General features: G+C 42.9%; 18 protein-coding genes. 5 read left to right on the top strand and 13 right to left on the bottom strand.

Annotated features, from left to right (window positions below):
* Window positions 1–187 precede the first annotated feature (187 nt).
* Window positions 188–2,107, bottom strand: coding sequence for a sucrose-specific PTS transporter subunit IIBC (locus tag A3I5_RS0102980; protein ID WP_018373143.1), 1,920 nt, complete (start codon window positions 2,105–2,107; stop codon window positions 188–190).
* A 192-nt stretch (window positions 2,108–2,299) separates the two neighbouring features.
* On the opposite strand from A3I5_RS0102980, the gene A3I5_RS0102975 reads away from it, so the two are divergent.
* The 4 genes from A3I5_RS0102975 to A3I5_RS0102960 all read left to right on the top strand — a co-directional run bounded on the left by A3I5_RS0102975 (window position 2,300) and on the right by A3I5_RS0102960 (window position 7,344).
* Window positions 2,300–3,745, top strand: a complete 1,446-nt coding sequence (locus A3I5_RS0102975; RefSeq protein WP_018373142.1) for a sucrose-6-phosphate hydrolase — start codon at window positions 2,300–2,302, stop codon at window positions 3,743–3,745.
* A complete protein-coding gene (locus A3I5_RS0102970) occupies window positions 3,735–4,697 on the top strand; it encodes a LacI family DNA-binding transcriptional regulator (RefSeq protein WP_018373141.1) in 963 nt (320 codons plus the stop codon). The genes A3I5_RS0102975 and A3I5_RS0102970 overlap by 11 nt, the downstream gene beginning before the upstream one ends.
* Before the next feature lie 342 nt (window positions 4,698–5,039).
* The gene (locus A3I5_RS0102965; RefSeq protein ID WP_018373140.1) at window positions 5,040–6,611 is read left to right on the top strand and encodes an ABC transporter substrate-binding protein/permease; all 1,572 of its coding nucleotides are present in this window, start codon (window positions 5,040–5,042) and stop codon (window positions 6,609–6,611) included.
* Window positions 6,604–7,344: an amino acid ABC transporter ATP-binding protein gene (locus A3I5_RS0102960; RefSeq protein WP_018373139.1), complete on the top strand. Its 741-nt coding sequence runs from the start codon at window positions 6,604–6,606 to the stop codon at window positions 7,342–7,344. Before A3I5_RS0102965 ends, A3I5_RS0102960 begins: the two co-directional genes overlap by 8 nt.
* 39 nt (window positions 7,345–7,383) lie before the next feature.
* On the opposite strand, the gene nusB is transcribed toward A3I5_RS0102960, so the two are convergent.
* From nusB to A3I5_RS0102895, 12 genes are all read right to left on the bottom strand, one after another.
* A complete protein-coding gene (nusB, locus tag A3I5_RS0102955; protein WP_018373138.1) occupies window positions 7,384–7,827 on the bottom strand; it encodes a transcription antitermination factor NusB in 444 nt (147 codons plus the stop codon).
* Window positions 7,820–8,209, bottom strand: coding sequence for an Asp23/Gls24 family envelope stress response protein (locus A3I5_RS0102950; protein WP_018373137.1), 390 nt, complete (start codon window positions 8,207–8,209; stop codon window positions 7,820–7,822). Before A3I5_RS0102950 ends, nusB begins: the two co-directional genes overlap by 8 nt.
* 519 nt (window positions 8,210–8,728) lie before the next feature.
* The gene (gene efp / locus A3I5_RS0102945) at window positions 8,729–9,289 is read right to left on the bottom strand and encodes an elongation factor P (RefSeq protein ID WP_018373136.1); all 561 of its coding nucleotides are present in this window, start codon (window positions 9,287–9,289) and stop codon (window positions 8,729–8,731) included.
* A gap of 61 nt (window positions 9,290–9,350) precedes the next feature.
* The gene (locus tag A3I5_RS0102940) at window positions 9,351–9,743 is read right to left on the bottom strand and encodes a nuclear transport factor 2 family protein (RefSeq protein WP_040834495.1); all 393 of its coding nucleotides are present in this window, start codon (window positions 9,741–9,743) and stop codon (window positions 9,351–9,353) included.
* 10 nt (window positions 9,744–9,753) lie between these two features.
* Window positions 9,754–10,827: a M24 family metallopeptidase gene (locus tag A3I5_RS0102935; RefSeq protein ID WP_018373134.1), complete on the bottom strand. Its 1,074-nt coding sequence runs from the start codon at window positions 10,825–10,827 to the stop codon at window positions 9,754–9,756.
* Between the two features lie 494 nt (window positions 10,828–11,321).
* Window positions 11,322–12,728, bottom strand: coding sequence for a glycosyltransferase family 2 protein (locus A3I5_RS0102930; protein ID WP_018373133.1), 1,407 nt, complete (start codon window positions 12,726–12,728; stop codon window positions 11,322–11,324).
* 361 nt (window positions 12,729–13,089) lie between these two features.
* Window positions 13,090–15,228 carry a hypothetical protein gene (locus tag A3I5_RS0102920; protein ID WP_026216895.1) on the bottom strand — a complete coding sequence of 713 codons (2,139 nt, stop codon included), beginning with the start codon at window positions 15,226–15,228 and terminating at the stop codon, window positions 13,090–13,092.
* A 10-nt stretch (window positions 15,229–15,238) separates the two neighbouring features.
* Window positions 15,239–16,648: a CotH kinase family protein gene (locus A3I5_RS0102915; RefSeq protein WP_018373130.1), complete on the bottom strand. Its 1,410-nt coding sequence runs from the start codon at window positions 16,646–16,648 to the stop codon at window positions 15,239–15,241.
* Window positions 16,649–16,660: 12 nt separating this feature from the next.
* A complete protein-coding gene (locus tag A3I5_RS0102910; RefSeq protein WP_018373129.1) occupies window positions 16,661–17,338 on the bottom strand; it encodes a DUF4956 domain-containing protein in 678 nt (225 codons plus the stop codon).
* A 561-nt stretch (window positions 17,339–17,899) separates the two neighbouring features.
* The gene (locus A3I5_RS0102905) at window positions 17,900–18,595 is read right to left on the bottom strand and encodes a polyphosphate polymerase domain-containing protein (protein WP_018373128.1); all 696 of its coding nucleotides are present in this window, start codon (window positions 18,593–18,595) and stop codon (window positions 17,900–17,902) included.
* A 664-nt stretch (window positions 18,596–19,259) separates the two neighbouring features.
* Complete coding sequence (locus A3I5_RS0102900; protein WP_018373127.1) at window positions 19,260–21,278, bottom strand: ABC transporter permease; 2,019 nt, start codon at window positions 21,276–21,278, stop codon at window positions 19,260–19,262.
* 1 nt (window position 21,279) lies between these two features.
* Entirely contained in the window at window positions 21,280–22,035 is a 756-nt protein-coding gene (locus A3I5_RS0102895; RefSeq protein WP_018373126.1) for an ABC transporter ATP-binding protein, read from the bottom strand.
* 638 nt (window positions 22,036–22,673) lie between these two features.
* Between A3I5_RS0102895 and A3I5_RS0102890 the strand changes: the two genes are divergently transcribed.
* Window positions 22,674–22,952: a hypothetical protein gene (locus A3I5_RS0102890; RefSeq protein ID WP_018373125.1), complete on the top strand. Its 279-nt coding sequence runs from the start codon at window positions 22,674–22,676 to the stop codon at window positions 22,950–22,952.
* Window positions 22,953–22,991 lie beyond the last annotated feature (39 nt).

Genomic DNA, 22,991 nt, shown 5'->3' with positions numbered 1-22,991 from the left:
CCTACAAACTTTTTCTAACAACTATTATAGCATGCTAGCGCTAGATTTTCAGCAAAAAAGAGGCAGGAGAAATACAGGATTTCGTTTTAAAAAAACGAGACTGAGACAATCATCTCAACCTCGTTCTCTAAATTTTTCGCCTTAAGCATACCAAGATATTCTAAAAACTAATCCCTAAAGGACTGGATTATTTTACCAAGTTCAAGAAAGCATCGCCTTTGGCAACTGTTCCTGAAGCAAGAGCGTTCACTGAAGCATAGTCTGCAGTATTGGTAATAATCACCATAGTGGTCGTATCAAGGCCAGCTTCTGTAATGACTGCTGGATCAAAATAGCCAAGTACATCCCCTGCTTTAACCGTATCGCCAGCTGACACTTTCATGTCAAAGCCTTGACCGTTAAGAGATACTGTGTCAATACCCACATGGATAAGGATTTCTGCACCACTAGCCGTTTTCAAACCATAAGCATGACCCGTTTCAAAGGCGATAGTCACCTCGGCATCGGCTGGTGCGTAGACCACACCTTCAGACGGTTTAACGGCTAAGCCTTTCCCCATAGCTCCAGATGAGAAGACCGGATCAGAAACATTTTCAAGAGCGACAACTTCACCAGCGACTGGTGATACAACTGTTTCACCAGCTGCTTCTGCAGCTACTGCTGATGCTGGAACTGCAGAAACACGTGGTTGCGTTTTAAGTGGTTGTTCTGCAGCTGGAGCAGCAACCTTTTCTTCATCCTCAAAACCGAACATATAAGTCAAGGCGAAACCTGCTGCAAATGATACTGCAACCATGAGAAGATATTGAAGAAGTTGACCATCAACATAAAGGAGAGTACCTGGAATAATCGTGATACCAAAACCATTACCCGCAAGACCAAGCAAGGAGGCAACCGCACCACCGATTGCACCAGCAATCAATGAAAGGAAAAATGGTTTACGGTAACGCAAGTTAACGCCGAAGATAGCTGGCTCTGTAATACCGAGAAAGGCAGAAAGAGCTGCTGGGAAAGCCAGAGCTTTCAATTTAGGATTTTTGGTTTTCACACCCACGGCAACAGTAGCCGCACCTTGCGCTGTCATTGCTGCAGTAATGATCGCGTTGAATGGGTTAGCACCAGTATTGGCAACCAATTGTGACTCAAGTAAGTTGAAGATATGGTGAACACCTGAAACCACGATGATTTGGTGAACCCCACCTATCAAAAGTCCTCCAAGACCAAATGGCAATGCTAGGAGCGCCTGTGTGCCAGCCAAGATGTAATTTTCAACTACGTGGAAGACTGGTCCGATGACAAAGAGACCAAGGATTGACATGACTAAAAGGGTAATAAATGGAGTTACCAAGAGATCAAGTACGTCTGGAACAACTTTGCGAACAAGTTTTTCAAATTTTGCACCTATGATACCGATGATAAAGGCTGGTAACACAGAACCTTGTAAACCAACAACTGGAATGAATCCAAAGAAAATCTGTGGTGTCACATCCCCACCCGAAGCAACTGCCCAAGCATTTGGAAGCGACCCTGAGATGAGCATCATGCCAAGAACTAGACCAATCGTTTGGTTACCACCAAATACGCGGAAGGTAGACCATACCACTAGAGCCGGAAGGATGATAAAAGCTGTGTCTGTTAAAATTTGAGTGTAAGTAATGAAATCGGAATTCCATTCTGTCACACCTAAAGCGGACATAACGGCTTCTTGAGTCAAAAGACCACGAAGACCCATGAAAAGACCTGTCGCAACAATAGCAGGAATAATTGGGACAAAGACGTCACCGAACGTACGAATCGCACGCTGGAAAGCGTTACCTTGCTTAGCTGCTTCTGCCTTTTGCTCACCCGTTGATGCTGTCGGTAAACCAAGCGCTACAACTTCGTCATAAATCTTATTAACCGTACCCGTACCGAAGATCATCTGGTATTGACCTGAGTTGAAGAAAGCCCCCTGAACTTTCTCAATGTTTTCAGCACGGTCTTTGTCAATCTTACTTTCGTCAACAACCATGACACGCAAACGCGTCGCACAGTGGGCTACGCTACGAACGTTCTCACGGCCACCGAGTGCCTCGATGACTTCTTTTGCAATTTGTGTGTTATCCATTTGCAAAATATCTCCTTAAAAATAAAATAGAATGTGAAAGCGGTTTACACTTTCTTTCGTTATCTATTTTACCATCTTTTTTGAATATGTCAACCGTTTAGCATAAATTTTATTTTTAAAGCAGTTAAAAGTTGATTTTTAGGCAGAAAACGGTTACTATTATAATGATTAGAAAACGACAGGAGTACTACTATGGCCTTTGATAGCAACTTGCGCTACCGCCCCTACGCAGACTGGTCTGCTAAAGAAATTGAACAAATTGAAGAAAATGTGGCCAAATCCCCTTGGCATTCAACCTTTCACATCGAGCCAAAACGCGGCCTTTTAAACGATCCAAACGGTTTTTCTTATTTTAACGGCCAGTGGCACCTCTTTTATCAATGGTTTCCATTTGGTGCAGCTCATGGCTTAAAATCTTGGGTTCATACCGTTTCAGATGATTTAGTCCATTTTGAGGCGACAGGTACTGTTCTAGAGCCAGATCACCCCTTGGATTCCCATGGCATGTACTCAGGCTCTGCTATGCAGATGGATGATCAGCTCTTTCTATTTTACACAGGAAACGTTCGTGACAGCGACTGGATTCGCCACCCTTACCAAAATGGTGCCCTCATGGACAAGGATGGCAACCTGATCAAATTTGATCAACCGCTGATTACACAACCAGCAGACACGACAGACCACTTTCGTGATCCTCAGATTTTTCTCTATAACGGACAATACTATGCCATCATCGGCGGGCAAGATTTGGAGAAAAAAGGTATCATCAAGCTCTACAAAGCTGTGGACAATGATTACACAAACTGGCAAGAAATTGGAAACCTTGACTTTGCCAATGACCGCACTGCCTACATGATGGAATGCCCAAATCTAGTTTTCGTTGACAACAAACCAATCCTTCTCTACTGCCCGCAGGGGCTGGATAAATCCGTCCTTGACTACGACAATATCTATCCTAACACGTACAAGATCGGCAAAGGCTTTGATCCTGAAGCCCCTGCTATTATTGAACCATCTGCCCTGCAAAACTTGGATTACGGTTTTGAATGCTACGCAACTCAAGGCTTCAATGCTCCAGATGGTCGTGCCTTCACTGTCAGCTGGCTTGGACTTCCAGATATTGCTTACCCAACAGACGATTTTGATTACCAAGGTGCCTTGTCGCTGGTTAAAGAGCTCATTCTCAAAGACGGAAAACTCTATCAGTATCCAGTTGATGCCGTCAAAACGCTCCGTCAAGAAGCTCTGCCATTTTCCGAAAAAATGGAAACCGACAATGTCTATGAACTAGAGCTAACAATCTCCGCCAATAGCCAGATGGAAATCATCCTCTGTGCTGATAAGGAGGGCAACGGCTTAAAACTCAATATCAATCTCCAAGATGGGCTTTTAACCCTAGACCGCAGTCAAGCAGGCACTCCGTACGCCACAGACTTTGGTCAAACGCGTACTTGCCCGATGAACAACCAAGATACAACACTAACTATTTTCATGGATAAATCTATCTTTGAAATCTTTATCAATAAAGGAGAAAAAGTCCTCTCAGGACGCGTCTTTCCGAATGCTGACCAAACTGGCATTCGTTTGACACAAGGTCAGCCTGAGGGAACTTTCTACACACTCAATTATGGTCGCTAAACTCACCGATGTCGCTGAACTCGCAGGAGTCAGCCCGACAACTGTTTCCCGTGTTATCAATAAAAAAGGCTATCTTTCTGAAAAAACGATTCAAAAAGTTCAGGAGGCTATGCGAGAACTTTCCTACAAACCCAATAATTTGGCTAGAAGCTTGCAAGGCAAATCTGCCAAATTGGTTGGCTTGATTTTTCCTAAAATTTCCAATGTCTTTTACGCTGAACTCATCGAACATTTGGAATTAGAGCTCTTTGAACGCGGCTACAAGACCATCATCTGTAACAGCCAGAATGAGCCTGAAAAAGAGCGAGAATATCTGGAAATGTTAGAAGCCAATCAGGTCGATGGGATCATCTCTTCCAGTCATAATCTGGGAATCTCAGACTACGACCGTGTGTCGGCTCCTATCATCGCCTTTGACCGCAACCTCTCGCCCCGCATTCCTGTTGTCTCCTCTGACAATTTCGCAGGAGGAAAATTAGCTGCTGAGCAACTGACCAAAGCTGGTTGCCAGACCCCCTTGATGATCACGGGAAATGATGACTCGAATTCACCGACAGGGCTACGTAAGGCTGGCTTTTCAGAAATATTCCCGCAAGCCCCTGTGATCCATGTCTCATCGAACTTTTCGCCACTTCGTAAAGAGATGGAAATTAAGTCCATCTTACGGAACTATCAGCCCGATGGGATTTTTACTTCCGATGATTTGACTGCTATTCTGGTCAAAAAAATTGCTGAAGAAAACTTTACTGGCTCAAAAGATGTGAAAGTCATCGGCTATGATGGGACTTATTTCATCGAGACCTACTATCCCCAGTTGACCACCATCAAACAACCGCTCAGCGAAATCGCCCATCTCCTCGTGGACCTCTTAATACAGCGGATCGAAGACGGTGCAAAATTGGAAAAAAGCTATGTCCTGCCCGTCACTCTACTGGCTGGAAAAACAGTGTAGATACACTATAACAATGCAAAAAACGAGCATTTCCTTATATGGGTTGCTCGTTTTTTGATATTGAACAGGTAGCAACTAGAGACTCTCGGAGCTACAATTGAGCATAGGATAAGTCATACTCGTTTATAACGTGAACCTTTTGAGATTAACTAGCACCATACTTCAACGAGTATTTTTCCTGCATCTGTCGTGATTTTTTATCCTATTTAGTTGAAAATTTTTAGAATTTTATGTAAAATTGAAAGCTAAGTAGTCTTTTTCTATAGGGAAATATTGTGATGTCAGAGTCAACACTTCTGAAAGAGCATTTTCCTAAGAGGTATTCAAAAGGGGGGAGCTTTTATGAAAAAAGTCTTAATGACACTGCTTGTCTTTCTGGCAAGTGTCTTCAGCTTTGGGCAAATTGTCCAAGCTGACGATCATTATCTACGAGTCGGGATGGAGGCTGCCTACGCGCCTTTTAATTGGACTCAGGACGATAAGTCTAACGGTGCCGTTCCTATTGAAGGCACTACCCAGTACGCCAATGGTTACGATGTTCAAATCGCTAAGAAAATTGCTGATGATATGGGCAAGGAGCTGCTAGTCGTTAAGACCTCTTGGACAGGCCTTATCCCTGCCTTGACTTCTGGCAAGATTGACATGATTATCGCTGGCATGAGTCCGACAGAGGAGCGCAAGCTCGAGATTGCTTTCTCAGAAAGCTACTACACTAGCGAGCCTGTGGTTGTTGTATCAGCTGATGGAAAGTATGCTAATGCGACTTCTATCGCAGACTTTGCAGGCGCCAAGGTGACCGCCCAGCAAGGGGTGTGGCATGTCAATCTCCTGACTCAATTGTTAGAAGCCAATATACAAACACCGATGGGAGATTTCTCCCAAATGCGTCAAGCCCTACTTTCTGGGGTTATCGACGCTTATATTTCCGAGCGCCCTGAAGCCATGACCGCTGAAACTGCCAATAGCACCTTCAAAATGCTGACCCTTGATCCTGGCTTTGAAGTAGCTGAGTCTGATGCCGCTATCGCTGTTGGACTGCGCAAAGATGACGCCCGCATCGTCCAAGTCAATGACACCATCAGTAAGATGACCCATGATGAGCAAGTCGCTCTCATGGACGATATGATTAGCAAACAGCCCATGGAAAAAAACAATAGCGGCGAAGAACCTTCTTTTTTCTCCCAAGTTTTGAACATTTTTACGAAAAACTGGAAACAATTTCTGCGCGGAACGGGCATGACTTTGCTCATTTCGATCGTCGGAACTGTTGTCGGTACCCTGATCGGTCTTTTAATCGGTGTCTTTCGTACTGCACCTAAAGCAGCCAATAAGGCGCTGGCCCTTGCCCAAAAATGTCTGGGATGGTTTCTCAATGTTTATATTGAAATCTTCCGTGGCACTCCAATGATTGTACAATCCATGGTTATCTACTACGGTACAGCCCAAGCTTTTGGCATCAATATCGATCGGACATTAGCTGCGATCTTTATCGTGTCCATCAATACTGGCGCTTACATGAGTGAGATTGTTCGTGGTGGAATTTTCGCTGTAGATAAAGGACAGTTTGAAGCCGCCACAGCTCTAGGTTTTACCCATGGTCAAACCATGCGCAAGATTGTCCTACCACAAGTCATCCGCAATATCCTGCCAGCTACGGGGAACGAATTTGTCATCAATATCAAAGATACTTCAGTCTTGAATGTGATCTCAGTTGTCGAGCTCTACTTTTCAGGAAATACCGTCGCAACGCAAACCTATCAATACTTCCAGACCTTCACCGTCATTGCTATCATCTACTTCATCCTGACCTTTACCGTGACACGTATCCTGCGTGCCATCGAAAAACGAATGGATGTTGATACTTACACGACTGGTGCTAACCAAATGCAAATCGAGGAGGTTCCTCATGTCTAATCCCATCTTAGAAATCAAACACCTCAAAAAATCCTTTGGGCAAAACGAAGTCCTAAAAGACATCTCCATGACTATTCACCAAGGTGAAGTCATCTCCATCATCGGCTCTTCTGGTTCGGGCAAGTCCACTTTCTTGCGCTCGATCAATCTTTTAGAAGAGCCAACAGCGGGAGAAATCCTCTTTCACGGGGAAAATGTCTTGGAAAAAGGTTACGACCTGACTGCCTATCGCGAAAAATTAGGTATGGTATTCCAGTCTTTTAACCTCTTCAATAATCTCAATGTATTAGAAAATGCTGTCGTAGCGCAAACTACCGTTCTCAAACGCGAACGTGCTGAAGCTGAAACAATCGCCAAGGAAAACTTAGAAAAGGTCGGCCTTGGAAAGCAATACTGGGCAGCGAAGCCTAGTCAGCTCTCTGGCGGTCAAAAACAGCGTGTGGCCATCGCCCGCGCCCTCTCTGTCAACCCTGAAGCCCTGCTCTTTGACGAGCCAACATCAGCCCTCGATCCCGAAATGGTCGGCGAAGTTCTCAAAACCATGCAAGAACTAGCTCACTCTGGTCTGACCATGATCATCGTGACCCACGAGATGGAGTTTGCCCGCGATGTCTCTGACCGTGTCATCTTCATGGACAAAGGCGTCATTGCAGAAGAAGGCACCCCAGAGCAAATCTTTGAAACCCCAACTCAAGAGCGGACGAAAGAGTTCCTGAAACGTTTTTTGGGATAAGTCAAAAAGGAATCTGACATCAATCAGGTTCCTTTTGTGTTAGTTATTTTCCGCTTCTTCACTCACAAACTGGGTTAAGACACCATTTATGAAGCGTGCTGCTTGTGGATCAGAGAAAGTCTTAGCAAGTTCAACTGCTTCGTTGACTGCAACTTTTGCAGGTGTTTCTTCGAAATAAGAAATTTCAAAAAGTCCCAAACGCAAAATAGTTTTGTCCACCATGGTCAAACGTTCTAAGGTCCAACCTGCTTTGAGCTTATCCGCTAACTGTTCATCGAGCTCAGATTTATGACTGGTAACACCTTGAACAAGGTTGAGCAAGAAGACTGGCAAGTCTAAATGTTCTCCTTGTGCATCCAACTCTTCATCATCATGAACATGGGCAAAGCGAGCCGCCTGCAATAATTCTGTACCAAATTCCATGGACAAGAGGGCCTGAAAGGCCTGCTCCCGCAATTGGCGACGAGACAAGGTTTTAGTCATCAAGGAAATCCTCGTTAAACAAATCTTTCAAGTCAGTCTTAGGCGTTTTATCAGCCGCAATGCCGATTACGTGAATATTAATTTCGGCGATCTCCACATCTGCGTAGTTAGAAACAGCTGTCTTGACAGCTTTTTGAATCTCCATAGCAACGGCTGGAACGTTCACACCGTACTGCACGTAAACATAGATATCAGCTGTAATCACACCTTCATCATCTGTGTGGAGGTAGACTCCACGTCCTTTGCTGGTCTTGACAAGGCCATCTGAAACAGCTTTATTGCGAAGGGCATAAACACCATCAACTTTCGCAGCAGCGATACCAGTGATGACTTCCAGCACGCGCGGTGCAATGACGATTTCGCCAAGGTTTTCTGTTGTCATAGCATTTCCTTTCTGGTAATAGGTCTAGTTGAACATAAGAGCAACTATTTACAATCTTTGTATCTTTGAACTGAATTCGGCCTAAAAAGCTAAATTTTGTCGTGTCTGATTTGGGCCGTAGACGTCTGGATTTTCATCAATTTCATCTGCGAAAATCCTAGTCGTCATGGCCGGGGTGCGTCAACGAGGCTGGGCAAAAAGTCCAATCACACCTCTCATAGTTTGCGTCAACATCTCAGCGCAGTGGTTGATTGGCGGATTTGTTCGTGTTTTACACTCCAAATCCGACCTAATCAACTGTGCGGGGGTGGGAAAACGAACTCTTTTTTTGATTGCTGAGTTCTTTCCCACTCCCTGACTTACCGCCATTTTTCTACGCTTTTCTTAACGGCCTTATATCTTAAACAACTGAATTCGGCCTAGAATCCTCGATAAAATTCAAAAGCTTCCTCAAGTCCTGAGACTTATCGTCTGCTTTCTCATTTTTCATCGAATTTTTTAATGGCCTTATATCTTATATTAAGCTCTTGATACGTATGTTCCTTCGGCGGTATTAACGATCAGCTTTTGCCCGATTTCGATGAAGTCTGGAACGTTGACCACCAGACCTGTCTCAAGCGTAGCGGGCTTACCAGAACCTGTTACAGTCGCACCTTTGATCGATGGTTGCGTATCAACAACAGTTAATTCAACAGTTGTTGGAACGGTAACACCGATTACTTCTGTTCCGTAGAATTGAATCTTAACTTCAGCGTTTTCTAGGATGTATTTCAATTCTGCTTCAACGTTCACCACTGGAATTTCATACTGTTCGTATGATTCTGTGTCCATGAAGAAAGCTGTCTCGTCCATTTGGTAAAGATAAGTGGCTGGACGTGTTTCAATGATAGCTTGGTCAAATTTCTCATCAGGACGGTAAGTGGTATCAAAAGTTGAACCAGTACGGACATCACGCAATTTCATGCGCATGATGGTGTTGCCTTTACCTGGTTTGTGATGGCTAGCTTCCAAAACACGCAAAAGGCGGCCTTCGGCAGTTGTGAATGTCATACCTGCTCTTAATTTACTTGCATCTACCATTGTAGTATTACCTCTTAAAAAATTATTATTCGGTCTATTTTACCATAAAACCCTAGATTTCTCAAATGCTTCCTACGATATGATTATCGTAGGGGTAAACGACTTGACTGCTCGAACTATATTCTGCTAAATGCTTGATTTTTTTGCCTTGGAACTCTGCAATTGTCACGCCTTCAAACTGATCTGCAAGACCGTCATAACAATAGCAAAAGTGCCACTCAACGACTACTATATCCCCGCTGACTATCATCCGTTTGATATCCCACGACTGAACCGTTCCTTTGCTATTCCAATCCTTAAACCATTGCAGGATTTGCTCTATTCCATGATATTCAGGGCCATAGCACTCTCGGTAGACAACATCAATTGTAAAAAAATCTTCCAGACAGCTACTGTCTTTTTGGCACCATGCTTGGAAATACGCTCGTAAAATAGTTTCTTTTTCTGTTTCCACAATATCTTCCTTATAAAACAATCAACTCTTTCGGCGCATGGGTCAGAACTTCACAGCCTGTCTCAGTGATTAGAAGGTCATCTTCGATGCGCAAGCCATATTTTCCGTCTAGGTAAATACCCGGCTCATCTGTGACCACCATACCCGCTTTGAGGCTCTCGTCCGATTGGCCAAAATACGGAAACTCGTGAATATCCAGTCCCATCCCGTGGCCGATGCCATGACTAAACTGAGGTCCGTATCCCGCATCTGTAATGATTTTCCGAGGAATCCCATCATAGTCACGGTAAGAAAGTCCTGCCTTGGCCTTTTCAATCAAGGCTTGATTAGCCCGCAAGATAATATCATAAATTTCCCGCTCCTCATCGCTCACATGCCCCACATGAACAGTTCTGGTCATGTCGCTGACATAGTGATTGTAATAACAACCAAAATCCATGGTCAATGATTCACCAGCTAGAATGACCTTTTCACTGGCACGTCCATGCGGCATGGCAGAGCGGTAACCAGAAGCTACGATGGTATCAAAAGAAATACCAGAAGCCCCGTATTCTCTCATACGAAAATCCAGAAAATTGGCCACATCTAACTCTGTCGTCTGACCTGGTTTAATAAAATCCAAAACATCCAAAAAAGCTTTATCAGAAATGGAGCAAGCCTTGCGAATGGTAGCAATCTCAGATTCGTCCTTGACCATGCGGATGTTTTCAATAAAATTCTCCAGAGGTTGGAGCTCATAGCTTTCAAAGACCACTTGCAACTGCTGATAGAAGCCAAAAGTTACCTGACTATCAAAACCGATAGCGGATATCCCATCTTCTGCGATGATCTTAGCGATCTCACCCAAAGCATCTCGACTTTCGACCAAGTCAAAGTTCTTGACCACATCTTTAGCAATCAAAGTGTAACGGGCATCCGTCACAAAAATCCGACGTTTCTTACTGATAAAGAGGGTTGCATTGGTTCCCTGAAAGCCTGTCAAGTAATAAATATTAGTCAGGTTAGTCACCAAAATACCATCCACTGCTGTCTCAGATAGAGCTGCTTCAAAGTTTTCCAAGCGTTGTTCAAAGTAATCCGTCATATGATCCTCCAACTAAATGAATTATTAACCATATTGTAACATGAAAAGGGACAGAGTTAAAGCAAATCTCATGCGCTATCACGCTCTACGCAGGAAAAAATGCCCTTTAGCAAAACCAAAAGGCATTTTTGTGATATAGACATTTAGTGAAAACAGCGCACAATTGACCATCTTATATCTAGATGTTATAGCATATACGGTCATCCTCGTTTCATAAAGTGTCATTCTAAGTTTTCAAATTGTTGTTATATTCATCTCTCTGAGACACTGAAGAAACCTGACTTTTGAAACATTTTCGGTTTCCGAACACTTCTGATGAAGAGACTATTTATAAGTTAAAACACAATAGTTCCCAGTTCTTTTAGCGTTATTTCATCTATTTACCAAATTGTGACAACTTTTCGTCCAGCTACTTAAGGAGAACTGAAGCACGTTTACAAAATATTCCTGCATTAACCCTGCCACAGAAGATAGTTCGAGCTCAAGCTAACGTATTAGGGAGATACCTTCTCAACCTTGTCACGCTTGATTTCTCCCCACCTCATTTTCTTATGTTTGTACCCGATAAAGCTTGTCACCTGCATAAAACTGATAATCCAGTGAAGAACCATATAACGGAAAAAGGCGGTATAGATAGCCTTTAACACATCATTCCCCCGAATGAAGAGACGCTGTGCATAAACCCTCTGCAAGAAGGATGCCATAGTCAGTAGACTACAATAGACAATATACAAGACGAATAGGGACAGCAAAAATGACCAATTAGACTGATGAAAATAAAAAGAGAGGAGAATTAAGGAAATTCCAAATACTTCCAGAAATGGACACAGGAATTCAAATAAAAAATAATAAGGAAAGGTCAGGAATCCTAAGGCTCCAAAACGAGGATTCAAAAACATGCGATGGTATTTTTTCAAGCACTGGTACAGCCCAAAGAACCAACGTCTTCTCTGCTGACATAAATCACCTAAATGGCTAGGTGCTTGGCTCCAACAAACGGCGTCTGTTTCATAACAAATTTGATAGGGGATTTTGTTATTTCGACAGAAATAGTGTAACTTCATCACTAGCTCCATATCCTCTCCCAAAGTCCCACAGTCGTATCCACCCACTGCTTGGACCATTTCCTTGTGAAAGAGACCAAAAGCTCCGGAAATAATGGCGTTTGCCTTAAAGTAATCCAGCAGAATCCTGCTCCCTAAAAATGAACAATCGTATTCAATGGCTTGTGCACAGCAGAGAGGTTGCCAAGGCAGCTTATAATCCTTGACACTTCCCTTACTAAGTCTTACTCCCTGAGATACCTGAACCAGTCCGCCTACTGCAATAGTTGTAGCATCTTGTCGGACCGGTTTGGTTATCTGCTTAAGGGAGTCCGCCTGTAGCATAGAATCGGCATCGATACACAAAAAATAGTCGTGAATAGCCGCATTAACCCCTAAATTAAGGGCATCCCCTTTACCACCATTCTCCTTTTCAATCAAGGTTAGCGTGACATGGCCAAACTGTCGTTTAGAAATACGATGGTATGGGTGACAAGGGATAAAAAGGTTGATGGTTACGTCCTCTTCCTCCAATTCAAAGTTCTCCCTTACAAGACGAGCTGTCGCATCCTCTGAACCATCGTCTACAACAATGATTTCGTAAGACTGGTAATCAAGGTTTAGGAGTGATGTCACCGCATCTACGATGGTCACTTCCTCGTTATAGGCAGGGATAATAATCGAAACACCTACTTCACCCGCATTTTCTGATGATGACTGCTGACGGCGACGCTCACTTTTCTCGTGGAGATAAACACCTGCAATGACCAGCGATAATAATAAAAAACTTGCATAACCTAGTAAATAAACTAAAAAGATATTTTGTGATATTTTTAGAAACTCTAACATCAATCCCATATCTAAAACTTCCTCCCCTTCATTGCTTGATAGGAATGGGACAAACAGCCATGATGGCTTTGCCCATCCGCAAAAGCATGTAACCGTTGAAGATTACGTATAAAAAATTGTGATTTCCCCAAATTGATTTTGTGGTCCTAACCTAAAGGGCTATCAAAACTTGTAAAAAATTGATTTATCACTGATTTTACAAGTCCGACAACTACTGCGTCAAACTGTTCAGACTAGAAATTGCTACTTTTGTTCCAGCTTCATTGACAGTTGTTTTTTCTTCCAGTAACGCTTCAAGGCGTACCCTAAATTAAAAATAAGGATGGACAAGCAAGCTATACAATAAGTCATCAATACTATATAAACCATATTAATCTCCTTCTTTAGTCCATAATTCTTTAACCATAGCATAAGACTCTTTCAAGACTGGGACAACCTGTGGTCGCTGCCATTGCTTCAAAGTGTAGGGTTTCATTTTGACTGTTCCCTGTTGTAGTGATCGTCCCAAACCAACATAGAGTTTATCAATCTTCTTATCTTCAACCCCATAATGTCGGTAATAATCATCGTGAATAAAGCCCTCGGCTGGATTGGAAAAATTAAGCATTTGCCACGGAATCCTTGCCTCAATCGTTGTTCCCTTAACATAATAGTCAGCTCTAGAATCAAAGGAGGCACTGCCACGCTTACCGTAGCCTTGCTTCAGCTGTCCTGTGTCATAAGCTGGGAGCCACTTCTCCTCTCGCGGAGTCTTTTCCAAATCCTCAAAGATTCGGTCATTTCTCAACACCATTCGAATCGGGACAAAGTGTGACGAATCTTTACGCGGAGGCTCAATGTGGGGGTCAGCACCTTCTAGTTGCATCATGTAATGACTCCGAACACTGTCATAGCGTTCTTGGACATAGAGATGGCCTTCTCCATCTCGAAAAGAAAGGATAAAATTAGCTAATCTGTCTAAGACAGGAGAATTCTTTTCCCAAGTTCGACTACCTATCTCTGGATGGGTATCAATCGGAATAAAGTAATCTCCATTTGATGCTTCTTTTGTTTGTATCGCAATGTAAAGATACCTTGAATCCGAATCCAACCAAAGATTTCCGTCTTTGGTCTTCATATTAGGTTTATTTGACCACTCATCTAAGTTTCCATCAATGGTATGAGGTCGCTTCCCTTCATCAAAGGTAAGTAGACCAAAGCCTTGGTTTCGAACTTGCACATCGCCCCACTGATAACTCGCATGGCGGTTAGTTGCGTAAGAAACATTCCAACTTCTAGCATTCCAATCATCCTGCCAAGCATGAATCGTCGCACCAGCTAGTCCAGCCTCTTTAAACATGATAAAATCTCTAACCAAGGCCTCGCCCTGTTCTCTCTCGTTCATTGTCAACGGCTGGTTGGCATCGCGATGCAAATCTGTTCCACGAGCTGTCGAATGTCCATAACCAGTAATCAAGACTGGTAACTGATGAAAGCCAGCCAGTAATTTGACATATGCTTCCATAAAAGGTAGTCCGTCAATACTTCGTTTCAAATCCTCAGAAATACTAGATTGACCACTGTCAAGATATTGAGAAAATTCTGGATGGCAGTCCAAAAGACTGTAGGCCGCAAATACACCTGATTTCAAGGCAGATGTAGCTTTAATGTTTTCAACATTTAGGCGAGCAAACTTAGGGGCTTGTGCTTCAAAAGCTTCCCTATAGACAAACGGATCTGTCCCTGGAGAATTAGCAAAAGAAACTAGGTGCTGGCACTGATACTTAGCACTTTCATAGCTCACCAAATCCTCCATGACACTCACTAATAAAGACTCAAAAGTAGTGGCCTTATCAGTCGTCTGGAAATAGTTGCCCTTTACTGACTTTGCATTCTCCTGATGATTGGTATAAACAATCATCCCACTATTCCAATTCTCACCTACCACAAACCCCAAAACCCATTTGGAGATATCCTTGGTATAGTTCCTAATCCCAAAGTCGGTGTTCCAGAATTGTCGGCGGCCATGAATGATATCTACAGCCGCCCGGGCATCTCTGAGAAGTTGACCAATATAACGATTGTCCGAACCAGAAATAGCTTGGTTATTGCGATAGTCATCTATCCGAACACCTTGGATAAGGTAAAGAGGATGCTTAGGATTCTTCTGATTGTGAGCGTGCAAGGCATCGTAAAAAGCCACATCCATAAGCGTCTTAACACGAATCGTGTTAGCGCCCATCTCAGAAATTTGATCCAACCATTCCTGATATCTTTTCTTGCCTATGGCAAATTCATTATGATGATAGCCAGGGTAAGAACTTTCTAGATCAACCCCCTTCACCAAAAAGGGAGTGTCTTGACCATCTTTCACTTGTATGATTTGACGATTCTGGGTTTTGAAGTTGATGTTCAAGTTGGCCTGATCTTTCTGGTGTGACAGATAAAGGCTTCCATCAAAATAATAAAAATAGTAGCCCAGCATCAAACATAGGGTCAATAAGCCAACAAAGCTCAAATACCGTTTCAAAAGTCTAACCTCACTCTACTAATGTATTGACGTTTTTAGATGGAGAAGAATATTGGTAGAGGGTATCGATGTGTTTATCCAACCAACGCCCTCTCTGCCTGATAAAATCTTTTAGTTGCTCAAGGGATTCTTGGTAACTAGTGACATTTCGCTCATAGGGCATCAGGTAATTTTGACTGTCAGGGTGCTCCAATCTAAAAACATAGCCCCATTTATCGTAATTTCGCTCAATAGCTGGCCCTAGAAAAGCTACTGTCTCATCGATGTAACGATGCAAATATTCTGTGCTAAAAACTGATTCTCGTAATTTTCGATATTTCAGAACAATAAGATTAACAAAGGCCTCATCTTTAAGCAGTTGATTGAACCATGGAACGTCAACCATGGTGAAACCAGCTGCGTCGTAATTGACGTCCATTTGGTTGTCTAAAGCGTTATTGAAATCCCACACAACTGGCTTCATCTTATCTCTTAAATCCTTATAAAAATAAGTCGAGAATTTCCCTGCATCTGTATTTCTGAAAAATTCATTGATGATAAAATAATCCGCAAAAGCTTCTCGATCCAGATATTGAGGATACTGCTTTAAATCGTACGAATAGAGAGTTCGTTCTATCTGGCTAATGTCTCTTTCAATAAATTGCTTTTGTTCTGGTGTAAGGCGATTTGGACCTGGATACTTGACATCTAACCCTGACTTACCTGCTTGGTGAATAGATTGGACATAATTATCCAAGAGATTATTTGCCTTGTGTTTTCTACCCCACTCAACAATGTAGGAAGTCTGAGGAGAGCGTTTATCGCTTTTTTCAATACGAATACGGTTGCTCCCTTGCTCGATATTTTCAACCGCTAAATAAAGTCCCTGATACTCACCATTTACCACCAGCTCGCAATACCTCACATTAGGAGCGTAGTCCATGATCTCACCGGAAATATTATAACCAATGTAATTTCTTAATAAACTACGGTCAAGAAAGGGGCCGTGCAAGACCCACTCGGAATGCTCTGCCATTCCTGCTACTGCAACCGAGCGATCCTTGCCCTTATCAGTCACAAAATGAAGTTTGAGAGATTTCTTATCAAAATGCCAAGAGGAATTACCTCGATAACCAATCAGCGCTTTGCTAGACTCTCTGGGCTTGGAGGCCTTTGTATCATAAAGCTTGACCTTGCCCTCTACCTTATCTTGGATGGCTACCGTAGAGCCTGAACTTTGGACCAAAGGAATAGGAGACTCTGTTTCAATAGCAATGACTGGGAGGTGTGTCGTGATATCAGCAACATTTCTCTGTGGAAATGGCTTTTGACGATGATGATGCTTTCGAAAATCCTGATGTCTAGGTTCAAAACGCACCAATACCGCTCCCACAACAATAAGGGTCAAGCATGTGATCAGATAAATTACTTTATGTTTCATATCTTTTTACGTTTAGCCATTAATTTCATCGCTTTGGGTGACAATGTTTACATAGTCCATGTGACCGATTTGGTACAACTTGTCTGTTAAATTGTTGTCCGCCTGATGGTATTTATCATAATCTTTCCTAGAAATTTCAAAAATCATCTCAGCTGACGCCTCACTGGTATTTTTGACACGTTGAACGACCTTACCTTCAAAGTATTGGAACACCAGTGACTCCACAGCCATTTCCTGATCGCGCAGCGTACGGACAATAAGCAGCATACGATTTTCATTTTTGACTTTCCCCATAATCAAGAGGATTATAAAGATAAGGGCGCTCCCTGTTGAAGCGACATGGTAATCTCCGACGCCACAACATATCCCAACAACAATGGTCCAAAAAATATAGACCGTGTCTCTGGAATCTTTAATCGCTGTCCGAAAACGAACAACGGATAAAGCACCGACCATCCCTAATGAAAGGGCGATGTTATTTCCGATAACAGTCATGACCGTCGCAGTCAACACTGTCAGTACCATTAGTGAAACATTGAATTTCTGACTATAGCTTGTACCACTATGAGTGTAAGCGTACGACACATAAATAGCCAAGCTAAGCAAAGCTGCAACAGTCAAGTGCATGATGATCTCTTGCACTGTTAATGTTCCATTTTGTTCTAGAACATTTCTTAAAATTTCTCTCATTTTATACTCCTTATAAAGTAAGATACAAAGCCCGTTAAGAAAAGCGTTGAAAAATGAAAAAATTGACGACGAGTCCGTAGACTCTAGGAAATTTTTGAATTTTATCTAGCTTTTTAGGGCGTGTTCAGTTGGTTAAGATACAAAGGGCGTCTAGAAATGCGATGGAAAATAAGGGAGTGACCGATGAGTCCGAAGACTCAAGGGAACTCACGCATTTTACCGAGCATTTTAGCCTGTGTTCAGTTTTAAGATACAAAGCCCGTAAAAAAAGCGTTGAAAAATGGCGGTAAGTCAGTCATCTTTGAGGACGTAGACGCCCCCGACCAGGACGACTAGGATTTTCACAGATGAAATCGAAGAAAATCCAGACGGCTAAAGCCCAGTCATACATAGCTAAATCAAGCATTTTAGCCTAAATTTATTTCTAAGATACAAAGCCGTCAAATTTTCGATATGGCTAGGCAAAAATCCGTTACTTATAAAAACCTTAACTTCGATACTCTATGTCATCATTGTTGGCACCCTACTTTCTCCGCACAGCTCCTAGTTTGATAGCTCTTTTTAAAAGTGATAGTGCTTGCTGATTGCTCTTCCCAAACAATATTTGCTCGCGCTTAACTCACTAGCATCAGCCTGATTGATTAACTCTTTGAGATAGGACAGCAAGAATCCGTTATATTTTACCTCCATGATCACAAGTCCAGCATCCAAGACGGGATATTGTAACAGGGTTGGCGAAAAAAGATCGAAACAACTTTCTGTTACCGAAATAGAGTGATCGAATGTTATTCGGATATTATTTTCCTTAGTCATAAAGGCTTTTCTCCGATAATCAATAACAGTCTTTGGGCGGTAACAATGCGCGGATAATCTGGCATAACACTCGGCTGCAAAAGGGGTCGGATGTTGCAAAAGCACACCGAATTGGCCAGCAATCAAGGCTTCTGCCTCGGATTGAGATAGCGTCAAAGAACGCTTCTTTTGATTAGCTCCTTGCTTTTGCTTCATTTCTAGCTTGGCAGAAGAGCTTCCTTTATAGGTCCTTAGGCGGAGCTTCCGCCTGAGAGCTACCCCATCTTCTTTTTCATGCCAATCCACATCTTCTAAAGAATCAAAATAAAGCGAGCGGATCCAATAGCCGTCCTCTTGGCTGTGAGAATCTTGGTGCAAAAATTGTTCAAATTGGCGTGACAAACGATAGTAATCTTCTATAGTGATGATATATTTTTTCTCTTGCCTCAATACTTCTTGTAACATAAGTCCTCATTTCATATATAATCATCCAGACAAGCTACCATAGATTTGGTTTCGAAAGTTAGTTTCTGCCCAATTTTGTCTCTGACAAAAGCAAGGATTTATACTGGGCTACCCACTAAATCTAGGGGAAGAGACTAAAAAACATCTCACATACGTAAGTGCCGCCTCCTCTTTGTCTGGATTATTAGGATAGCATTGCATTCTTTGGTCAATCTTTATTTTATATATTTTTTTCATACTTTTTAAACATATTTCTAGGTAACCTGATTCTTCAAAAAAGGAAAAGATGATGGACTAAGAGCCCGTGTTCACAATGATTATTGACGATTTACCAATCTTGTCTATCCTTGTCCTAAGTACTCTCTATTTTAGTTTCACCTTAAAACTCTTTATATTTGTGTATTATTTTACAAAGAAATTATGAATACAATATGAAATGAATAAACATTTTTCTTTACATCAAATTGAATAGGCTAAAAACTCAATGGAAAAACTGCTATGCTTCTAGTGGAGAAATTAGAGTAGCAGCATCAGATTTTGATTTTCACAGCAGATCACTTATTTTTTTCGAAAAGAAAGGGAGTAAGACAGAAGTCGATTTCAGTGAAATCAGCTTCTAGCTTACTCCTATAATTTTTTATTCAAAACGATTTACAGCTTCCTACTAGCGACTAACAATCTTGCGGTAGCTGCTAGAGGTGAGGGCAAAGACGGCTAGGTAAACGACTAGGAAAACGAAACAAACTCCGACTGTCACCGTCAAGATTTGCAAGGTAGACATGGGAACAAAGATGTGTAGAATCTTATCCAGCATCTTAAAGGCTGCGGCTAGGTGGACAAAGGCACAGACCAGAGGCAAGAGGAAGACGGCTAACACCTGTTTGCGAATGGTCTGATTCGTCTGTTTCTCGTCCAATCCGACCTTTTGCAGAATGACAAAGTTTTCACGGTCTTCATAGCCCTCAGACACCTGCTTGTAGTAGATGACCAGAACCGTTCCCAGCATGAAAATCATGGTCAGCATCATGCCAATAAAGAAGATCGAGCCAAAGAGACTGGTGATTTCCTTAGCTGTTCTGGCCTTACCAGAGGCAGACACAAGACTCGGAGAGTCTGTATACCTTTCTGCAATCACCTGATTCAACTGATTTTCAAGGTCTAGCTGCTGATCCTTAGTGAGATTGGTGTTAAATCCAGTATAGAGGTAATTGCTGAGACGGGTCACTTGGTCACTATCTGGATCATAGCTATGCAGGCTCGCAAGTGTCGTCTCCAAGTTATTGACAACGAGATAAACTCCCTGACTAACTACGCTTCCGAAGTTATCAGGAACATTGTCTTTCATAAAGTTCTTGGCAGGCTGATCCACAATCGTGAACTTCTGCCCGTCTAGGATTAGAGGTTGGCTTTTATCAATAGTAGCTCCACCCTCTGCTAGAACCATCACTTCTCCATCTGCTAAAGTGACCTTGTCTCCTGTCATGGCATGATAGTTAGCACTATCCACCATATAGACAACACCTCCTGGCATACCTTGGGAAGTTCTTCCATAAAGTGCTAATGTATTGTTAGCGACCGCATCCAACACTCCCATTGCAAATTGATAGGATACGGTTTTGCTGGTTGGCACGTGATGGTCACGGATAAATTGGTCGGTAAACTGGTCAATCTCCTCTAAACTGATCGGATCAGCTGGAACCTTTGACACAGCCACTCCAAAATCGTGAGGGTTGCTTTTTTCTATAAAGCTGTTGGTTCCCAAAAAGATACTGGAACCACCCGATAAGGTCACTAGAACCATGGTGGACAAAATAGCAATCGTTGCCAGACCCATGGCGTTTTTCTTCATGCGGAAAATCAGGTTGGAGGTTGAAATAAAGTTCTTAGGTTGGTAATAATAGCGATCGCGCTTTTTCAACCATTGGAGAAAGACAGTAATCCCTGCGTTGAAAAGCAGATAAGTCGCTGCCATCACCAAAAGGACTGCTAAAAAGAAGATAGTGATCGCTGCCACAGGATCCTTGACTGTATTGGCTAAGTAGTAGCCTGCGCCTAGAAGTCCCAAGCCAAGTAAGGTCTGCAATCCCAGCAGGCGGCCTTTCTTCTCTCCTTTTTTGCTTTCTCGGTTGAGTTCGAGCGCATTGAGTCGCGCCAGCTTAATACTGTTAAGGATAAAGGTCAAGAAAAAGATCCCTGCAAAACCAATTCCTGTCACGATGACGCTCAGCCATTGGAAAGTCGAAGCTAAAATAACTGGCCAATCCATGAGTTTAAGTAAAAGAGCATAGATGAGCTGATCCAGAGCAAGGCCTAAACCTAGACCAGCAAGACCACTGACCAAAGCAAAAATCAGTAACTCTAGCCCCATCATCTGTACCAGATGACCTTTGTTAAGGCCCAAAATCTCATACAGCCCCAACTCCTTGGTCCGATTTTTCATGACAAAGCTATTGGCATAGGTAATGATGGCCACAGAGGCTAAACCGACAATAACCAACCCCAAGCCCATGACCACGATGATTTGACCACCACCATAGACATCTCGCAAGCCCGGATTCAAGGTTAGGGAAACAAAGATGTAAAAGATAGCTACGGTCAAACTAGTCGCAAGGGCAAAAGGATAGTAGAGTGAGCGATTTTTGATAAGATTGCTCCAAGCTAATTGGCGAATAAGTCCAAACATCCTACTCACCTCCTGCCATAACGGTCAAGGTATCTGAAATTTGCTGGAACATCTGCCGCTCGGTCTTGTCCCCACGGAAGATTTGGTTATAAAGCTTGCCATCCTTGATAAAGAGAACACGGCTCGCACGGCTGGCAGCGCTGGTTGAGTGAGTCACCATGAGAATGGTCTGTCCGGTCTGGTTGATCGTCTCAAAGACATCAAGTAGGGTGGCTGAGGACTTAGAGTCTAATGCTCCTGTCGGCTCATCTGCCAGAAGAATTTCAGGTTGGCTGATAATGGCACGCGCCACTGCTACCCGTTGCTTTTGACCGCCAGACAGCTCATAGGGCATCTTATCTTTGAGGCTGGCAATCCCTAACCGTTCAAGCACTTGCAGCATGCGCTTGTTCATCTCACTGATTGGAACTCTTGACAAGACCAAGGGCAAAACGACATTATCCTTAACCGACAGGGTGTCTAGCAGGTTAAAATCCTGAAAGACAAAGCCTAATTTTTCCCGACGAAAAGCTGACGCGTCCTTAGCTTTGATAGACTGGGTATTGATCCCTTTGAGCAGGACCTGACCTGATGTTGGCGCATCTAGCATGGCTAGGATGTTGAGCAGGGTTGACTTCCCAGAGCCTGATTCCCCCATGATAGCGACATACTCGCCCTCTTCAATGGAGAAATGAATGTCTTTCAAGGCCTCAACTTGATTACTGGAAAAGCGCGTCTTGTAAATTTTTTGCAAATGTTGGACATCTAATAGTGGCATGGTGCTACCTCTTTCTAATTTTATCTGGGACTTCGTCCTCTTTCTGATACTAGTTTACCGAAAAAGAAAGTTGCCTGCCTTAGATTTACCTTTCATTTGCCCCTTTTAACCTTACATCTTCGTAAGGTACTTGGCGAATACTCAAAGTTGGGAGTGGGAGAAAACTCAATCAATCAAAAAGAGGCCGTTTTCCCACCCCCGCACAGTTACGGTGGTAACACTGGTTCAAACCGAGAAGATCCTTCGTCTTGCCCTTTCCAGTATTAAACTCTAATCGCAGTAGCTGATTGGCTTCTCATTCACCTCCTTAGTAGGTTTTGACAAGCCTAATCAGCCTTGCGGGGGTGGGACATCAAAATTGAAGCCTTTGGCTTACCAATTTTTGTCCCACTCCCAGATGTTCCACCTATGCGATAGCTGTCCAAGAGTTGCGCACTACAAGATACAAAGGCCATTATGAAAAGCGTAGAAAAATGGCGGTAAGTCAGAAATCTTTGATTTCGTTGACGCACCCCCGTCAGGACGACTAGGTTTTTCACAGATGAAATCGAAGAAAAACCAGACGTCTACGACGACAAGGTAATAAGACAGTATCCCCTGACATCTAGCTTTTTAGGCCGTGTTCAGTTCGTTAAGATATGAGGCCGTTTAAAAATGCGATGGAAAATAAGGGAGTGACTGATGGGTCTGAAGGCTCAAGGAAACTCACGCATTTTATCGAGCATTTTAGGCTGTGTTCAGTTAGTAAGCAAACGATTGGAGACAGCGAACCGCTGAGTAGGGTTCTAAACTGGATTATCCGTGTATTAGAGCCTAATCAGCAGTGGTTCATTGGTGCTAAAGCACCTAATGATCTTTGCAGGGGTAAGACTAAGTTGGCATGGCCAACAAGTCTTCTCCCAACCACTGCGATGTGATATGAGAGGTGAGGTTGGCTTTTTTCCCAGCCTCTTTCA

This window comes from Streptococcus merionis DSM 19192, from assembly GCF_000380085.1.
Lineage (GTDB): Bacteria > Bacillota > Bacilli > Lactobacillales > Streptococcaceae > Streptococcus > Streptococcus merionis.
The sequence above is the reverse complement of the archived record's forward strand: the minus strand, read 5'-3'. Positions and strand labels throughout refer to the sequence as shown.